At 69.1% G+C, this 13,975-nt stretch carries 13 protein-coding genes; 2 read left to right on the top strand and 11 right to left on the bottom strand.

The window, feature by feature from the left end:
- Window positions 1–7: 7 nt before the first annotated feature.
- The 9 genes from AAHF99_RS16535 to AAHF99_RS16495 all read right to left on the bottom strand — a co-directional run bounded on the left by AAHF99_RS16535 (window position 8) and on the right by AAHF99_RS16495 (window position 10,364).
- Window positions 8–730, bottom strand: coding sequence for a response regulator transcription factor (locus tag AAHF99_RS16535; protein ID WP_342165593.1), 723 nt, complete (start codon window positions 728–730; stop codon window positions 8–10).
- Complete coding sequence (locus AAHF99_RS16530; RefSeq protein ID WP_342165591.1) at window positions 727–3,441, bottom strand: sensor histidine kinase KdpD; 2,715 nt, start codon at window positions 3,439–3,441, stop codon at window positions 727–729. The genes AAHF99_RS16535 and AAHF99_RS16530 overlap by 4 nt, the downstream gene beginning before the upstream one ends.
- A gap of 9 nt (window positions 3,442–3,450) precedes the next feature.
- Entirely contained in the window at window positions 3,451–4,056 is a 606-nt protein-coding gene (locus AAHF99_RS16525; RefSeq protein WP_342165589.1) for a K(+)-transporting ATPase subunit C, read from the bottom strand.
- 17 nt (window positions 4,057–4,073) lie between these two features.
- The gene (gene kdpB / locus AAHF99_RS16520; RefSeq protein WP_342165588.1) at window positions 4,074–6,164 is read right to left on the bottom strand and encodes a potassium-transporting ATPase subunit KdpB; all 2,091 of its coding nucleotides are present in this window, start codon (window positions 6,162–6,164) and stop codon (window positions 4,074–4,076) included.
- Between the two features lie 60 nt (window positions 6,165–6,224).
- Window positions 6,225–6,416, bottom strand: a complete 192-nt coding sequence (locus AAHF99_RS16515; protein WP_342165586.1) for a hypothetical protein — start codon at window positions 6,414–6,416, stop codon at window positions 6,225–6,227.
- Window position 6,417: 1 nt separating this feature from the next.
- A complete protein-coding gene (kdpA, locus tag AAHF99_RS16510) occupies window positions 6,418–8,133 on the bottom strand; it encodes a potassium-transporting ATPase subunit KdpA (protein ID WP_342165584.1) in 1,716 nt (571 codons plus the stop codon).
- A 22-nt stretch (window positions 8,134–8,155) separates the two neighbouring features.
- Complete coding sequence (locus tag AAHF99_RS16505; protein ID WP_017484418.1) at window positions 8,156–8,245, bottom strand: K(+)-transporting ATPase subunit F; 90 nt, start codon at window positions 8,243–8,245, stop codon at window positions 8,156–8,158.
- Window positions 8,246–8,792: 547 nt separating this feature from the next.
- A complete protein-coding gene (locus AAHF99_RS16500) occupies window positions 8,793–8,933 on the bottom strand; it encodes a hypothetical protein (protein WP_342165582.1) in 141 nt (46 codons plus the stop codon).
- Window positions 8,934–9,452: 519 nt separating this feature from the next.
- A complete protein-coding gene (locus AAHF99_RS16495; protein ID WP_342165580.1) occupies window positions 9,453–10,364 on the bottom strand; it encodes an MBL fold metallo-hydrolase in 912 nt (303 codons plus the stop codon).
- Window positions 10,365–10,539: 175 nt separating this feature from the next.
- Here AAHF99_RS16495 and AAHF99_RS16490 point away from each other — a divergent pair, with 175 nt between their 5' ends.
- Both AAHF99_RS16490 and AAHF99_RS16485 read left to right on the top strand, forming a co-directional pair.
- Entirely contained in the window at window positions 10,540–11,880 is a 1,341-nt protein-coding gene (locus AAHF99_RS16490) for a sensor histidine kinase (RefSeq protein WP_342165578.1), read from the top strand.
- Window positions 11,881–11,889: 9 nt separating this feature from the next.
- Window positions 11,890–12,552, top strand: a complete 663-nt coding sequence (locus tag AAHF99_RS16485; protein WP_342165576.1) for a response regulator transcription factor — start codon at window positions 11,890–11,892, stop codon at window positions 12,550–12,552.
- 213 nt (window positions 12,553–12,765) lie between these two features.
- Here the strand turns inward: AAHF99_RS16485 and AAHF99_RS16480 are convergent, their stop codons facing one another.
- Window positions 12,766–13,551 (bottom strand): cobalamin-binding protein, encoded by a 786-nt coding sequence (locus AAHF99_RS16480; RefSeq protein ID WP_342165574.1) that lies wholly within the window; start codon window positions 13,549–13,551, stop codon window positions 12,766–12,768.
- A gap of 125 nt (window positions 13,552–13,676) precedes the next feature.
- The coding region (locus AAHF99_RS16475) for a molybdopterin dinucleotide binding domain-containing protein (protein WP_342165572.1) at window positions 13,677–13,975 on the bottom strand (299 nt) is incomplete at its 5' end.

Genomic DNA, 13,975 nt, shown 5'->3' with positions numbered 1-13,975 from the left:
AGCGGCATCAATGCGTTGTCTCCGTCGTGCGCGGCTTGATGTTCGGTTCGTCGTCCGGGGCGCGGAGCCTGTAGCCGACGCCGGTCTCGGTGAGAAGGATGCGCGGCCGTTCGGGGTCGGCCTCAAGCTTCTGGCGGAGCTGGCGCACGTAGACGCGCAGATATTGCGGGTCCGAGGAGACCGAGACCTCGTTCATGAGCTGCGCGTGGGTGAGCACTTTGCCGGCATGGAGCACGAGCACGCGCAGGAAATCGTATTCCCGTGGGGTCAGCTTCACCTCGGAATCGTCGACTTTCACGATCCTGCGGACGAGGTCCACGCTGAGACCGTCGACCCGGAACACCGGACGCTCGCCGCGCTGGGCGAGTTGGTGGCGGAGCGCCGCGCGCAGACGTGCCAGGAGCTCGGCCATGCCGAACGGCTTGGTGACGTAATCGTCGGCGCCGAGATCGAGGGCCTCGACCTTGCCGCCCTCGTCGTCCCGGCTCGACAGCACCACCACCGGCAGGCCGGGATGGCTCGCCCGGATCGCGCGGAGCAGGTCGTGGCCGCGCATGTCCGGCAGGCCGAGGTCGAGGAGGACGAGGTCCACGCCCTCTCGCCCGAGCACATCCAGGGCGGTCGCCCCGTTCGGCGCCTCCAGGATGGCGTAGCCCTGGGTCGAGAGGCCCATGCGCAGCAGCTTGCGGATCGGCGGCTCGTCGTCGATCACGAGGACGGTCGGGCTCATGCGGCGATGTCCTTGAGCGTGCGGGCGGGAACCGGCAGGGTCACGGTGAAGACGGCGCCGGAGCGGTCCCGCCGGTTGGCTGCGGTGACGGTGCCACCCATCGCCTCGACGAAGCCGCGCGAGATGGCGAGCCCCAGTCCGGTGCCCGCGCGGACACGGTCACTCTTGCGCACCCGGTAGAACTTGTCGAACAGGCGCTCGACGTCCTCCTCCGGGATGCCGTTGCCCTCATCGAGGATTTCGATGCGGACGGACCGTCCGTCCTGCCGGGCCCGCACCGTCACGGTCGTGTCCTCGGGCGCGTACTTCGCGGCGTTGTCCAGGAGGTTGACCAGCACCTGCTCGAACAGGACCGGGTCGAGCCGCAGGGTCGGCAGGTTCGGCGCGAGATCGACCGCGATCCGGTGCCCGCGCAGCATCTTCTCGAGCCGGCGCAGGGCCGTGTCGACGGTCTCGGCCACGTCCTGCGGGGCGAGGTTCGGCGCGACCGCGCCGGCCTCGAGGCGGGTCATGTCGAGGAGGTTCGCGATGAAGCGGTTCAGCCGCTCCGATTCTTCGATGACGGTCGAGAGAAGGTCCGCCTTGGCCTCCGTATCGAGGACGGCGTCGAGGTCGCGCAGCGTGCTGGCCGCGCCCAGAACCGAAGCGAGCGGCGTGCGCAGGTCGTGGCTGATCGAGGTGAGCAGCGCCTGGCGCAGGCGGTCGGTCTCGGCGGCGCGCTCGGCCCGGTCGAGATCCTCCACCAGCCGCACCCGCTCGATGGCGAGCGCCCCCATGTCGGCGAGGGCATCGAGGAGGCGGCGGCCCTCCGGCGTCAGGATCGGGCCGGTCCCGTCCGCGTCGAGGCCGATCACCCCGATGGTGCCGCGGCCCGTGCGCATCGGCAGGAACAGGCGCTTGGCGCCCGGCAGCGTGTCGGCGCCACGGCCCGCCGGGCGGTCGTTGTCGAAGGCCCATTGCGCCGCCGCCACGTCGGCCTCGTCCAGCATGTCCTCCGGCGGGTAGCCGGCCCTGACGGTGACGGCCTTGCCCTCGGGCAGGAGGAGCACCACGCGCACCTTCAGCATGGCCGCGACCTGGGCCGAGGTCGCCCAGAGCACGTCGTCGAGGGTGCCGCAGGCGGCGAGCTTCCGGGAGAACCCGAACAGGCGCTCGGTGGACCGCGCCCGGCCCTGGCTGACCACCGCCGTGAGTCGCGCGCGCGCGGCGAGGTTCGACACGAGCACGGCGACGAGGGTGAAGAGGAGGAAGGCCGCGACGTTGGTCGGGTCGGCGATGGTGAAGGTGTAGACCGGCGGCAGGAAGAAGAAGTTGTAGGACAGCGAGGCGGCGAGGACTGCCGCGAGCGCCGGGCCGAGGCCCCACCGGACGGCGACGCCCACCACGGCGGTGAGCAAGAACAGGTCGGCGTTCTCGACGCCCGCATACGGTTGGGCGAGGATGGCCGTGCCGAGGCCGGCCCCCACGGCGGCGAGGGCGACGAGGTAGGGGCGGGGGTCGAAGGTCGCCCGGGGCGCGGCGGTCGCGACCGCCCGGCGCGTCGGCTTCTCGAGCTGCACCGCCTCGCCGGGCACGACGTGAACGCAGATGGCGCCGCCCTGGCGCACGAGGTCGTGCACCACCGATCCGTTGACGAGTTCGAACAGGCGGGAGCGCTCGGACTTGCCGACGACGATGTGGTTGACGTTGGCCGAGCGGGCGAAGGCCAGGATATCCTCGGCGATGCGGCGACCACCCGGCAGGGTCACGGCGTCACCCCCGAGCTTGTCGGCGAGCCGCAATGCCTCGGCGATGCGGTCGCGCTCCGCCTCGCTCAGGGAGGCCGAGCGCATCCCCTCCACAGCCAGGGCCGTCCAGGGGGCGTGCAGGCGGTCGGCGAGCCGCTTGGTGTAGCGCACGAGGCCGGACGAGCGGGGGTCCTCGCTGACGCAGACCAGCACGCGCTCCCCCGCACCCCAGGGCCCGGGGATCGCGTTCGCTCGCATATGGCCGAGAAGTTCGTCATCGACCCGGTCGGCCGTCCGGCGCAGGGCCAATTCGCGCAGCGCCGTGAGGTTTCCGCGCGAGAAGTAGTGCTTCAGGGCACGCTCGGCGTTGGTGGGGACGTAGACCTTGCCGGCTTTCAGGCGGTCGATCAGGTCGTCGGGATTGAGGTCCACCACCTCGATGTCGTCGGCCCGGTCGAGGACACCGTCCGGCACGGTCTCGCGGACGCGGATGCGGGTGATGGAGGCGACGACGTCGTTGAGGCTTTCGACGTGCTGGATGTTGAGGGTCGTCAGGACGTCGATGCCGGCGTCGAGCAGTTCCTCGACGTCCTGATAGCGCTTCGGATGGCGCGAGCCCGGCGCGTTGGTGTGGGCGAGTTCGTCCACCAGGGCGATCTGGGGGCGGCGGGCCAGCAGGGCGTCGAGGTCCATCTCCTCCAGGACGGTGCCGTGATACGGCACGGGCCGCCGGGGGATCACCTCGAACCCGTCGATCAGGGCCTCGGTCTCGGCGCGGCCGTGGGTCTCGACCACCCCGATCACCACGTCGGCCCCGGCCTTCGCCTTGGCGCGGCCGATGGTCAGCATCTCGTAGGTCTTGCCGACGCCGGGGGCGGCGCCGAGGAACACCTTAAGTCGGCCGCGCGTCCGCTCCTCCCGGCGCGCCGCTTCGAGCAGCGCGTCGGGCGAGGGGCGGTTCGGGTCGCGGCCGGTCTCGGGCATCCTGGCTCCTCAGCGCTTCGCCATATCGTCCAGGGCGAGGTTGAGCGCCAGGACGTTGACGCGCGGCTCGCCGAGTAGGCCGAGCGTGCGGCCCTGCACTTGGCTGGCGACGAGGTCGCGAAGCTTGTCTTCGGACACGTTCCGGGCCTTGGCGACGCGCGGCACCTGGAACAGGGCCGCATCGGGGCTGATTTCGGGATCGAGGCCGGAGCCGCTGGTGGTCACGAGGTCGACGGGAACCGGCTGGCCGGGATTCTCGGCCTTCAGCGTCTCGAGGTCGGCCTTCACCCGCTCGGCCAGCGCCGCGCTCGTCGGCCCGAGGTTGGAGCCCGACGAGTTCGCCGCGTTGTAGGGCGCCGGCACGGTCTTGGTGGCGTCGGCGGGGTCGGCCGCCGTGGTGGCCGAGGGGCGGCCGTGGAAGTAGTTGGCCCCGGTGAAGCTCTGGCCGATCAGGCTGGAACCGACGACCTTGCCGTCGCGCTCGATGAGGCTTCCGGCGGCCTTGGCCGGGAAGATGGCCCCCGCGATGCCGGTCATGGCGAGCGGGTAGGCGAGGCCGGTGACCGCCGTCAGGGCGACGAGGAGGACGAGGGCGGGGCGAAGCTGGTTCAACATGGGAGGTCTCCGGGACCTTAGGCGAGATGGAGAGCGCTGACGGCGAGGTCGATGACCTTGATGCCGACGAACGGCACGAGGACGCCGCCGAGGCCGTAGATCAGCAGGTTCCGGCGCAGCAGCGCGGCGGCGCCGACGGCCCGGTAGGTCACGCCTTTCAGGGCGAGCGGGATCAGGGCGATGATGATGAGCGCGTTGAAGATGATCGCGGACAGGATCGCGCTCTGCGGCGAAGCGAGGTGCATGACGTTCAGCGCCTGAAGCTGCGGGTAGAGCGTCAGGAACATCGCCGGGATGATGGCGAAGTACTTCGCCACGTCGTTGGCGATGGAGAAGGTCGTCAGCGCCCCGCGCGTCATCAGCAACTGCTTGCCGATGCCGACGATCTCGATGAGCTTCGTCGGGTCGCTGTCGAGATCGACCATGTTCCCGGCCTCGCGGGCGGCCACCGTGCCGGTGTTCATGGCGACGCCGACATCGGCCTGGGCGAGCGCCGGGGCGTCGTTGGTGCCGTCGCCGCACATGGCGACGAGTTTGCCCTGCGACTGCTCCTTGCGGATCAGCGCCAGCTTGTCCTCCGGGGTGGCCTGGGCGAGGAAATCATCGACGCCGGCCTCGGCCGCGATGGCGGCGGCGGTCATGGGGTTGTCGCCGGTGATCATCACCGTGCGGATACCCATCTGGCGCAGCTCGGCGAAGCGTTCGCGGATGCCGCCCTTCACGATGTCCTTCAGGTAGACCACGCCGAGCAGGCGTCCGTCCTTGGCCACGGCGAGCGGCGTGCCGCCGGCCTTGGCGATCTCCTCCGCGATGGCGCGGATCTCGCCGACGACGCCGGTCTCGGCCTCGGGGCGCACCGCCAGCGCGACGTTCGAGCCGCGCGACGCGACGGGCTGACCCGAGACCGAGGCGATGACGGCATCGACCGCGCCCTTGCGGATCGACGTGCCCTGCAGGTCCACCCCCGACATCCGCGACTGGGCGGTGAAGGGCACGAAGGTGGCGTTCAAGCTGCCCATATCCCGGGCGCGAATGCCGTACTTTTCCTTCGCGAGGACCACGATGGAGCGGCCCTCCGGCGTCTCGTCGGCGAGCGAGGCGAGCTGCGCCGCATCGGCGAGGTCCTGCTCGGAGACGCCACGCACCGGGCGAAACTCGGTGGCCTGCCGGTTGCCGAGGGTGATGGTGCCGGTCTTGTCCAGCAGCAGGGTGTCGACGTCGCCCGCCGCCTCGACGGCCCTGCCGGACATGGCGAGCACGTTGAAGCGCACCAACCGGTCCATGCCGGCGATGCCGATGGCCGAGAGCAGCGCGCCGATGGTGGTCGGGATCAGCGTGACGAACAATGCCACCAGTACGATCACCGGGATCGAACCGCCGGCGTAGCTCGCGAAGCTCGGGATCGAGGCCACCGCGAAGACGAACACGATGGTCAGGCCGGCGAGGAGGATGTTGAGGGCGATCTCGTTCGGCGTCTTCTGCCGGGAGGCGCCCTCGACCAGCGCGATCATCCGGTCGACGAAGGTCGAGCCAGCGGCGGCCGTGATGCGCACCTTGATCTCATCCGAGAGGACCTGCGTGCCGCCGGTGACCGCCGAGCGGTCGCCGCCGGATTCGCGGATCACCGGGGCGGACTCGCCGGTGATGGCGGCCTCGTTCACCGAGGCGACGCCCTCGATCACCTCGCCGTCGGAGGGGATCAGGTCGCCGGCCTCGACGAGCACCACGTCGCCGACCTTGAGGGAGGTGCCGGGCACGCTCTCGTAGGTTCGACCCTGGCCGGTCAGCCGCTTGGCGGTCATCTCGGTGCGGGTGCGCCGCAGGCTGTCGGCCTGGGCCTTGCCGCGGCCTTCCGCCAGCGCCTCGGCGAAGTTGGCGAAGATCAGGGTGAACCACAGCCAGAGGATGATCTGGCCGGAGAAGAGCAAGTCGCTGCCCCCGGTGACGAGGTCGCGGAGGAACAGCACGGTGGTCAACGCGGCCACCACCTCGACGACGAACATGACCGGGTTACGGATCATGGCGCGGGGGTCGAGCTTCCTGACGGAGCCGAGGAGGGCCGGCCCGACGAGGGCGGCGCTGAACAGGGATGAGGACTGGCGGGACATGGGATGACGTGTCCGATGAGGGGCATCGAGGCCCGGCCTCATGGGCCGGGCCTGCCGGGTTCAGGCGTTGCCGGCGGCGAGGACGAAGGCTGCGGTGAGGGCGAGGCCGCCGAGCATCACGACACCGAGCAGCGCCAGGACGAGGTCGGAGGTCCGCAGGGGCTGGGCGCTGGCGCGCTCCCGCCGTTGCGGGGGCCGGTGCAGCGCGAGGTGATGGCGCGGCACACGCCGGGACGGGAAGGCGCGGGGCATCTCAGCCCCCCGTCGTAAAGGTCTGGCCGGCCGACCCGGCGAGGTGCTCGACGATGGGTCCGAGCGCCAGGGACGGGAAGAAGGTCAGGCCGCCGACGATGAGGATCACGCCCACGAGGAGCCCGACGAACAGGCCGCCGTGGGTCGGGAACGTGCCGGCGGAGGCCGGGAGCGTCTTCTTGCCCGCGAGCGAGCCCGCGATGGCCAGGGCCGGGATGATCACGAAGAACCGGCCGACCAGCATGCCGATGGCGAGCAGGCTGTTGTAGAACAGCGTGTTCCCGCTCAGGCCGCCGAAGGCAGACCCGTTGTTCGCCGCAGCCGAGGTGAAGGCGTACAGGATCTCCGAGAAGCCGTGAGGGCCCGCGTTGGCGGGGCCGGCGAGGCCGGCGGCCGCCACCGTGGCGACGGCGGTCCCGCCCAGCATCATCAGCGGCAGGCACAGGATAGCGAGCATCGCCATCTTCACCTCTCGCGACTCGATCTTCTTGCCGAGGTATTCCGGTGTGCGGCCGACCATCAGGCCGGCCACGAAGATCGTGATGACGACGAACACGAGCATGCCGTAGAGGCCGGCGCCGACACCGCCGACGATGATCTCGCCGAGCTGCATGTTGATCATCGGGATCAGGCCGCCGAGCGCCGTGAACGAGTCGTGCATGGCGTTGACGGCGCCGCAGGAGGCGGCGGTCGTGACCACCGCGAACAGCGCCGAGGCGACGATGCCGAAGCGGGTCTCCTTGCCCTCCATGTTGCCGCCGGTCAGCCCGAGGCCGTTGAGGACGGAACTGCCGTTGGCCTCGGACCAGTAGGTGACCGCGACGCCGGCCACGAACAGCACCGTCATGGCGCCGAGGATGGCCCAGCCCTGGCGCTCGTCCCCGACCATCCGGCCGAAGACGTTGGTGAGGGCGGCGCCGAGCGCGAAGATCGAGACGATCTGCACGAAGTTCGACAGGGCGGTGGGGTTCTCGAAGGGATGCGCGGCGTTGGCGTTGAAGAAGCCGCCGCCGTTGGTGCCGAGCATCTTGATCGCCACCTGGCTGGCCACCGGCCCGACCGCGATGGTCTGCTTGGCGCCCTCCAGAGTGGTCGCGTCCACGTACGCGCCCAGTGTCTGCGGCATCCCCTGCGAGACGAGGAACAGGGTGTAGACGATGCAAATCGGCAGCAGCACGTAGAGAGTGCAGCGGGTCAGATCGACCCAGAACGAGCCCACCGTCTTGACCGAGGCCCGGGCGAAGCCGCGGATCAGCGCCACGGCGAGCGCGATGCCGGTGGCCGCCGACAGGAAGTTCTGGTGCGTCAGGCCCAGCATCTGGGAGAGATACGAGAGCGTGCTCTCGCCGCCGTAGTTCTGCCAGTTCGTGTTGGTGACGAAGCTCGCGGCGGTGTTGAAGGCGAGGTCCGGCGCCACCGCCGATTGCCCCATCGGGTTGAGCGGCAGCACGTCCTGCAGGCGCAGCACGGCGTACAGCAACAGGAAGCCGAGCAGGTGGAAGGCGAGCATGGCGAGGCCGTAGCCGAGCCAGGTCTGCTCGTGGCGGGCGTCGATGCCGGCCACGCGGTAGAGCCCGCGCTCGACGGGTGCGAGGACGGGCGAGAGGACAGTGCGCTCTCCGGTGAAGACGCGGGTCATGTAGGCCCCGAGCGGCTTCACGAGCGCCAGGACGACCGCGCAGAACAGCGCGATCTGGATCCAGCCGGTGGTTGTCATGGGCGGAGGTCCGTCTGGCCGCTCAGAACCGCTCGGGGCGGACGAGGGCGTAGGTGAGGTAGACGAGGAGGCCGGCGGTCACGAGGGCGCCGAGGGCAAGGTCGAGGGTCATGCGGCGGCCCTCAGAGGCGTTCGCAGAGCGCGGCGTAGCCCGCCGCCGCGGCGAAGAACGCGAGCGCACCCGCGATGAAGACGATGTCGAGCATGATGGTCGGATCCGGTTCGGCGTGCCGACCGCGGGGACGCCGCGACCGGTCTTGGCCGACCCTGAATGTGGACCGGAACCGCGTTAGGGTTCGAGACGGAGCCAAGGGCGATCTTATAAGGAAGCCGTTAGGATCGCTCGGATTCCGGGCCGTCCGCGCTCGCCGGACAGGTGCCTGGCCGCCAGGCGGAACGCAGTTCCTGGCAGGCGCCGGGCGTGTCGATGTGCGCCGCCCGATGGCAGGCCGCGCGCCACGAGGCCCGGTCGACGCGGACCACGCTTGTCTCCGCACCGGCGAAGCCGCTGAACGGGATGCCGCACGCGGTGCAGCGGCCGTCGATGTGGCGAAGGACGGCGTCCGTCGCGGCTGCGGCTTCCGGCGCCGGGGAGGCTAAGGGAAACCTGGGGGTCGGGCACGGCAACCGGCCGCGCAGGCCCAGGCGGGGACCGACACTCAAGATGCCGACAGCACGGCGAGGACGTTCAGGGCGAGCAGTGCGAGGGAGACGGCCGTCCACGATCCGAGGACGAGGATCATCACGGCGAAGACGCGGTCGTCCCTGTATTCCGCAGCGATGTGCCGGAAGACGGTCATCTGGATGCTCCACGCGGGCGAAGGCCCGGTGGTGCGAGAGGTCCCGCTTACGCCGTTAGGGAACAAGACGGAGGCGGGCGCCGCGATATAGGTAAGTCATAAGGCGCCGCGGTCGGGTCTCGGAGCATGTCTCGCGAGTTAGCGCTTGCCCAAGGGGCGGTGATCCTTGATCGCACGCCGGGTCGCCCCGCTCAGGCCATGCCCGGGACCAGCCACAGCGGTGACCTGTCGAGGCGGAACCAGGCTCAGAAGGCGGAGCAGCCGGACCCAGTCACGCCGGTCGCCAACGGCGGCCAGCAGCCGCACACCAGATGCACAAGCTCGAACGGTACCGTGACTTCGCCTTCTCAAGTCACCCGCACCGCCTCGTTGGTAGGGGGGAAGCATCGCGCTTGGCGAGACTCAACTCTTCGTCGGACGTCCGATTTTCGAGTTCGACGCCTGAAAGCAGACCGTCGCCAATTGATCATTAAAGTGACCTCAGAAGTGAACATCCGCAATCCCCTAGTTTTGGCGCAGCTAGACTAGCGCGTAACCGGCATCTTTGCGCTCGATCCGTCCTCTCGTCGCGAGGTGCATCCCGGTCACCGTCAAGCCGTCCACTGCCGCACGATCGAGGATGCGCCGTCGCGTCGTGATCGCTTCCGCTGGATCGGTGTCCCAGATCACCGTCCAGTCCGGATGCGGCATCTGCAGAATTTGCGAGTGGACGATATCGCCCCAGATCAGCAGGCGGTCGGAGCCGTCCGCGATCAAGACGCCCATATGTCCCGGCGTATGGCCGGGCAGCGGCACAGCATGGATACCCGGTGCAAGCTCCGCCTCGCCGGAGATACGCCGGACCCGGTCGGGATAGGCCGCTAGCACCGCCTGTGCAGTCTCGAACATTGGGCTCAAGGGAGCCGAAGCGGAGGCTCTGGCCGCCGCATCCGACCAGTAGGCCACCTCACGCTCCTGCAGCACCAGTTCCGCATTCGCGAACCGCGCGAGGCGGTCCGGCGTCAAGAGACCGCCGGCATGGTCTGCGTGCAGATGGCTGAGCCAGATGGTCTCGATCTGTTCCGGCCGCACGCCCTCCGCCGCCAGTGCCGCGGTTACGCGGTCGAAGCCTGGCCCGAGGACGGTGCCGCAGCCCGCATCGAGCAGCCAGTGCTGTTCCCCGCGTCGGATCAGGAACGCGTTGACCGGCTCCGGCGAGGGGCCCTTCGCAGGAAGACCGGCCCCCTTCAGCAAGGCTTGTCCGGCTGGGCTTTCGGCGGCCGGGATCATGCTCGGCTCCAGCGGAAAGAGGCCGTCACGCAACGGCGTCACCGTGAACGCACCGACCCGGTAAGAACCGCTCGAGGCTGCGGCGACAGCAGGCCCCTGCAACCCCAGGGGTAGCAGGGCGGACGCGGCCAAGAGGCTGCGGCGAGAGAGGTGAAGCGTCATGGTCGGCTCCATGGAGCAGGGACATCACCATCTTCCGGATCGTGACGGGATCAGACCAGGGAAGTCCTCCCGCTGAAGCCCGGGCATTCTTCCCGTCCGAATGATCGATGGCTTGCGCACCCCGACGGTCCCGGTGCCAAATCAGAGCCTCGCTTCGAGCCCGGCTGCTTGATCCATGAGCCTACCCACGCATCTCGGTCTGCGCCTTCTCGTTGTGGCTGCGCTCTGCCTAGTGGGGGCGATCGCATGGGCCGTCTGGGACGCTCACGCGAGCCTCCGCTGGGAGGCCGCCATGTCGGCGGATCGGATCGCCGCACAATTGGCGCGTCAGCCGGGCCTCGGAAGCGCCGGACCGGCGGCCATGCCCGCCAGCGCACCACAGGCGGCCCCGGCCATCGTCACGCTCCTGCCGGGCATCTGCGCCGACATTCATCTCGGCGTGGAATTGCCCCGCCGCTTCTGCGGTGACTGGGACGGCCTCGATGCCGCCCCCGCGTGGTTCCGCGACACCCTCGTCTGGGAAGCCGCCGCCACGCCGACGATCCGGGCGATCGTGTATCGCGAACGCACCATCGGCAGTGTCACGGCGTGGCCCGATGCAATGGCGTCGGCGGCTCGTCTCTGGCGGCGCGTGCGCCTCGCGGGCGGGCTGGCCCTCTGTGTGGCGGCAGCGACGCTCCTGCTCAACTGGCTCGCCGTGACGCGCCTCGTCGCCCCGGTCGGGCGGATCGTGCACGGGCTGGAAAACCTCGACGCGGCCAGCACCCGCCCGCCGCTGCCACGCTTCGCCGCCACCGAGTTCGACCGGATTGCCCACGCCTGCAACGCCCTCGCCGACCGGCTTGCCGACACTGAGGCCGAGCGCGCCGGCCTGATGCAGCGGCTCGTCACGGTTCAGGAAGAAGAACGGCAGGCTCTCGCGCGCGACCTGCACGATGCCTTCGGCCAGTGCCTGGCCGCTGCGGGGGCACGGGCCGCGGCGATCGAACTGGCGGCCCCCCCGGAGCGCGACGATCTTCGCGACGACGCCCAGGGTATCGAAGCCATTATCGCCACCATGCGGGAGAGCCTGCAGGGAGCCCTGGCCCGCCTCGAACTGCCCGATCTCGCCGAGGCCGGATTGGAGGAGGCGCTGCGTGGTCTCGTGGCGGACTGGCGAGGACAATTCAGGTCCGGCCCGGCCCTGCATTTCGATGTCAGGGGGGATCTCACCGACATACCCGAGAACGTGGCGGCGAGCCTCTATCGGATCGCGCAGGAACTGCTGACGAACGCCTTGCGCCACGGCCGGCCGAGCCGGATCTTCCTGCGCCTCGGTCGTTCGGAGGCCGGACCACGAACGGTGACGCTGACTCTCGACGATGACGGCGGGGGCAGTGTGTCCCGAACCTCTTCTCACAATGGTCGTGGGCTCGTCGGCATCCGAGCACGGCTCGCCGCCCTCGGAGGAAGCTTTTCGCTCACCGGCACCGGTTCGGGCATCCGTGCCTGCGCATCCGTCCCGACGGCTGGCTGAGAGCGCCCCATGGCCACGACCATTTTGCTCGTCGATGACCATCCCGTCGTGCGCGAGGGCTATCGCCGCCTGATTGAGCGACAGCCGGGCTTCGTGGTGGTCGCGGAGGCCGAAAGCGCGGCAATGGCCTATTCCCAGTACAAGGCTCACGCCCCCGATCTCGTGATCCTCGACCTGTCGCTGCCCGGCCCCAGCGGCATCGAAGCCATCCGTCACATCCGCCAATGGGATGGGTCCGCCCGCATCGTCGTGTTCAGCATGCGCACCGGGGCGATGATCGCGCGCCAAGCCTTCGCCGCCGGGGCGAGCGGGTATGTCAGCAAGGCGAGCCCACCCCGTGAGCTGCTGGCGGCGGTTGCGACCGTGCTCCGCGGCGAGCAGGCGATGAGTACCGACATTGCGCGCGCGATCGCTCAGGACGAGGTGGCCGGGGGGCGCACGGCGCTTGACGACCTAAGCCCGCGGGAGTTCGAAATCTTGAGTCTGACCGTCGGCGGGATGACCGCCCAAGCCGTCGCCGAGGCACTGTGTCTGAGCCTCAAGACGGTGCACAACAACCTCTCGGTGATCCGCGCCACGCTCGGGGCACGCACCGATGCGCATCTCGTCTGGATCGCGATTGGGGCTGGGCTTGTATCGTCTACGGAGGAACTGTCACTGAAGGAGCCCTAGTACTTCGTCTGCACCAACCCGGGTCTGCATTGCGTTGTGAATCGAGCGTGATGCCAATAATGACGGCTCAATATTGTTCCGGTGTTGATCAAACATCCAAATTTTTGATTTTCGTGCCGAAGTTTATCTTGCAATTAATTGAATTCTAGCAATACTGTATTCCGGTGGATGCGGATTTGCTTACGTTTACGGGCTAATGCGTCTACTTACGCGTTAGAGCGATAGGCCCAGCCCCCGAACAATCGCGTCTAAGCCGTCAGTCAGTGCCGCCGGCCCCGGCTGCAGGATGAGTGGCGACTTGATTTCGACGATCCGTCCTTCCGCAACTGCCGGCATCGACGACCAACCGGGCCGCGACGCGATGCGCGACGGCACCACCTTCTTCCCGCACCAGGATGCCAGGATGACCTCCGGCTGGGTGGCCAACACCGCCTCTGGCGTGACGATGCGGTCCTTGGCGGCCGGTTGCCGGGCGAGTTCGGGGAAGACGTCGTCACCGCCCGCGATGCGCACGAGCTCGGACACCCACCCGATGCCGGAGATCAGCGGCTCGTCCCACTCCTCGAAGTACACCCGGGGTCTCGGGCGTCCGTGCGATTGTCCGGCGACCGTTGCCAACCGTTCCTCGTAGCCGCGGGCTAGCGCCTCCGCACGGTCCCTCGCGTCCACGAGGGCTCCCACCGTCCGGATCATGGCGAGGATGCCGGCCACGTCTCGTTGGTTGAAGAGATGGACCGCAACGCCGGCCCGGGCGAGGTCGGCGACGATGCCGGCCTGCAGGTCCGAGAAGGCCAGGACCAAGTCCGGCGCGAGGGCCAGGATCTTGGGGATGTCGGCGCTGGTGAAGGCTGACACACGGGGCTTCTCGCGACGCACCCGTGGCGGGCGGACGGCATAGCCTGACACGCCGACGATCCGGTCCTCCTCGCCCAGAAGATACAGGGTCTCGACGGTCTCCTCCGTGAGACACACGATCCGTTCAGGCGGGAAGCAGCGCATACCGACACATAACGCAGGCGACAGTATCGGCTACAGGACGAACCGGTTCAAGTTCATCCCGCCACGAAACCCGTGCTCGTGCGACCCGGCCTGGGACGGGCGCACGAGCTTGCCAAGCCAGGTCGTCAGTTGGCGCGCGAGACCTCGACGAGGTTGTCCGAGAAGGACGGCGCGTGGCCCATGTCGGTGAAGGCGCCCGACGAAATGCTGTTCACCGTGCCCTCGTTGAGCTGGCGCCAGTAGCCCAGCGTCGCCACCACGATGCCGGACTTCACGTCGTCGGTGATCCGCGCCACTCCCTTGAAGGCGCCGCGGTCGTTGGCGACCTTCACCCGGTCCCCGTCCAGGATGCCCCGCGCCCGCGCATCCTCGGCGCTGATCATCACGAACTGCTCGCCCTGGCCCTTCTGCTTGTCCTCCATGT

Source organism: Methylobacterium litchii, assembly GCF_038442315.1.
GTDB classification, from domain to species: Bacteria; Pseudomonadota; Alphaproteobacteria; order Rhizobiales; family Beijerinckiaceae; genus Methylobacterium; species Methylobacterium litchii.
The sequence above is the reverse complement of the archived record's forward strand: the minus strand, read 5'-3'. Positions and strand labels throughout refer to the sequence as shown.

Bases quoted from the DNA above. Each gene is read 5' to 3' on its own strand.
- AAHF99_RS16535 (WP_342165593.1), bottom strand. From the start codon at position 730: ATGAGCCCGACCGTCCTCGTGATCGACGACGAGCCGCCGATCCGCAAG.
- AAHF99_RS16530 (WP_342165591.1), bottom strand. From the start codon at position 3,441: ATGCCCGAGACCGGCCGCGACCCGAACCGCCCCTCGCCCGACGCGCTG.
- AAHF99_RS16525 (WP_342165589.1), bottom strand. From the start codon at position 4,056: ATGTTGAACCAGCTTCGCCCCGCCCTCGTCCTCCTCGTCGCCCTGACG.
- kdpB (WP_342165588.1), bottom strand. From the start codon at position 6,164: ATGTCCCGCCAGTCCTCATCCCTGTTCAGCGCCGCCCTCGTCGGGCCG.
- AAHF99_RS16515 (WP_342165586.1), bottom strand. From the start codon at position 6,416: ATGCCCCGCGCCTTCCCGTCCCGGCGTGTGCCGCGCCATCACCTCGCG.
- kdpA (WP_342165584.1), bottom strand. From the start codon at position 8,133: ATGACAACCACCGGCTGGATCCAGATCGCGCTGTTCTGCGCGGTCGTC.
- AAHF99_RS16505 (WP_017484418.1), bottom strand. From the start codon at position 8,245: ATGACCCTCGACCTTGCCCTCGGCGCCCTCGTGACCGCCGGCCTCCTC.
- AAHF99_RS16500 (WP_342165582.1), bottom strand. From the start codon at position 8,933: ATGACCGTCTTCCGGCACATCGCTGCGGAATACAGGGACGACCGCGTC.
- AAHF99_RS16495 (WP_342165580.1), bottom strand. From the start codon at position 10,364: ATGACGCTTCACCTCTCTCGCCGCAGCCTCTTGGCCGCGTCCGCCCTG.
- AAHF99_RS16490 (WP_342165578.1), top strand. From the start codon at position 10,540: ATGAGCCTACCCACGCATCTCGGTCTGCGCCTTCTCGTTGTGGCTGCG.
- AAHF99_RS16485 (WP_342165576.1), top strand. From the start codon at position 11,890: ATGGCCACGACCATTTTGCTCGTCGATGACCATCCCGTCGTGCGCGAG.
- AAHF99_RS16480 (WP_342165574.1), bottom strand. From the start codon at position 13,551: ATGCGCTGCTTCCCGCCTGAACGGATCGTGTGTCTCACGGAGGAGACC.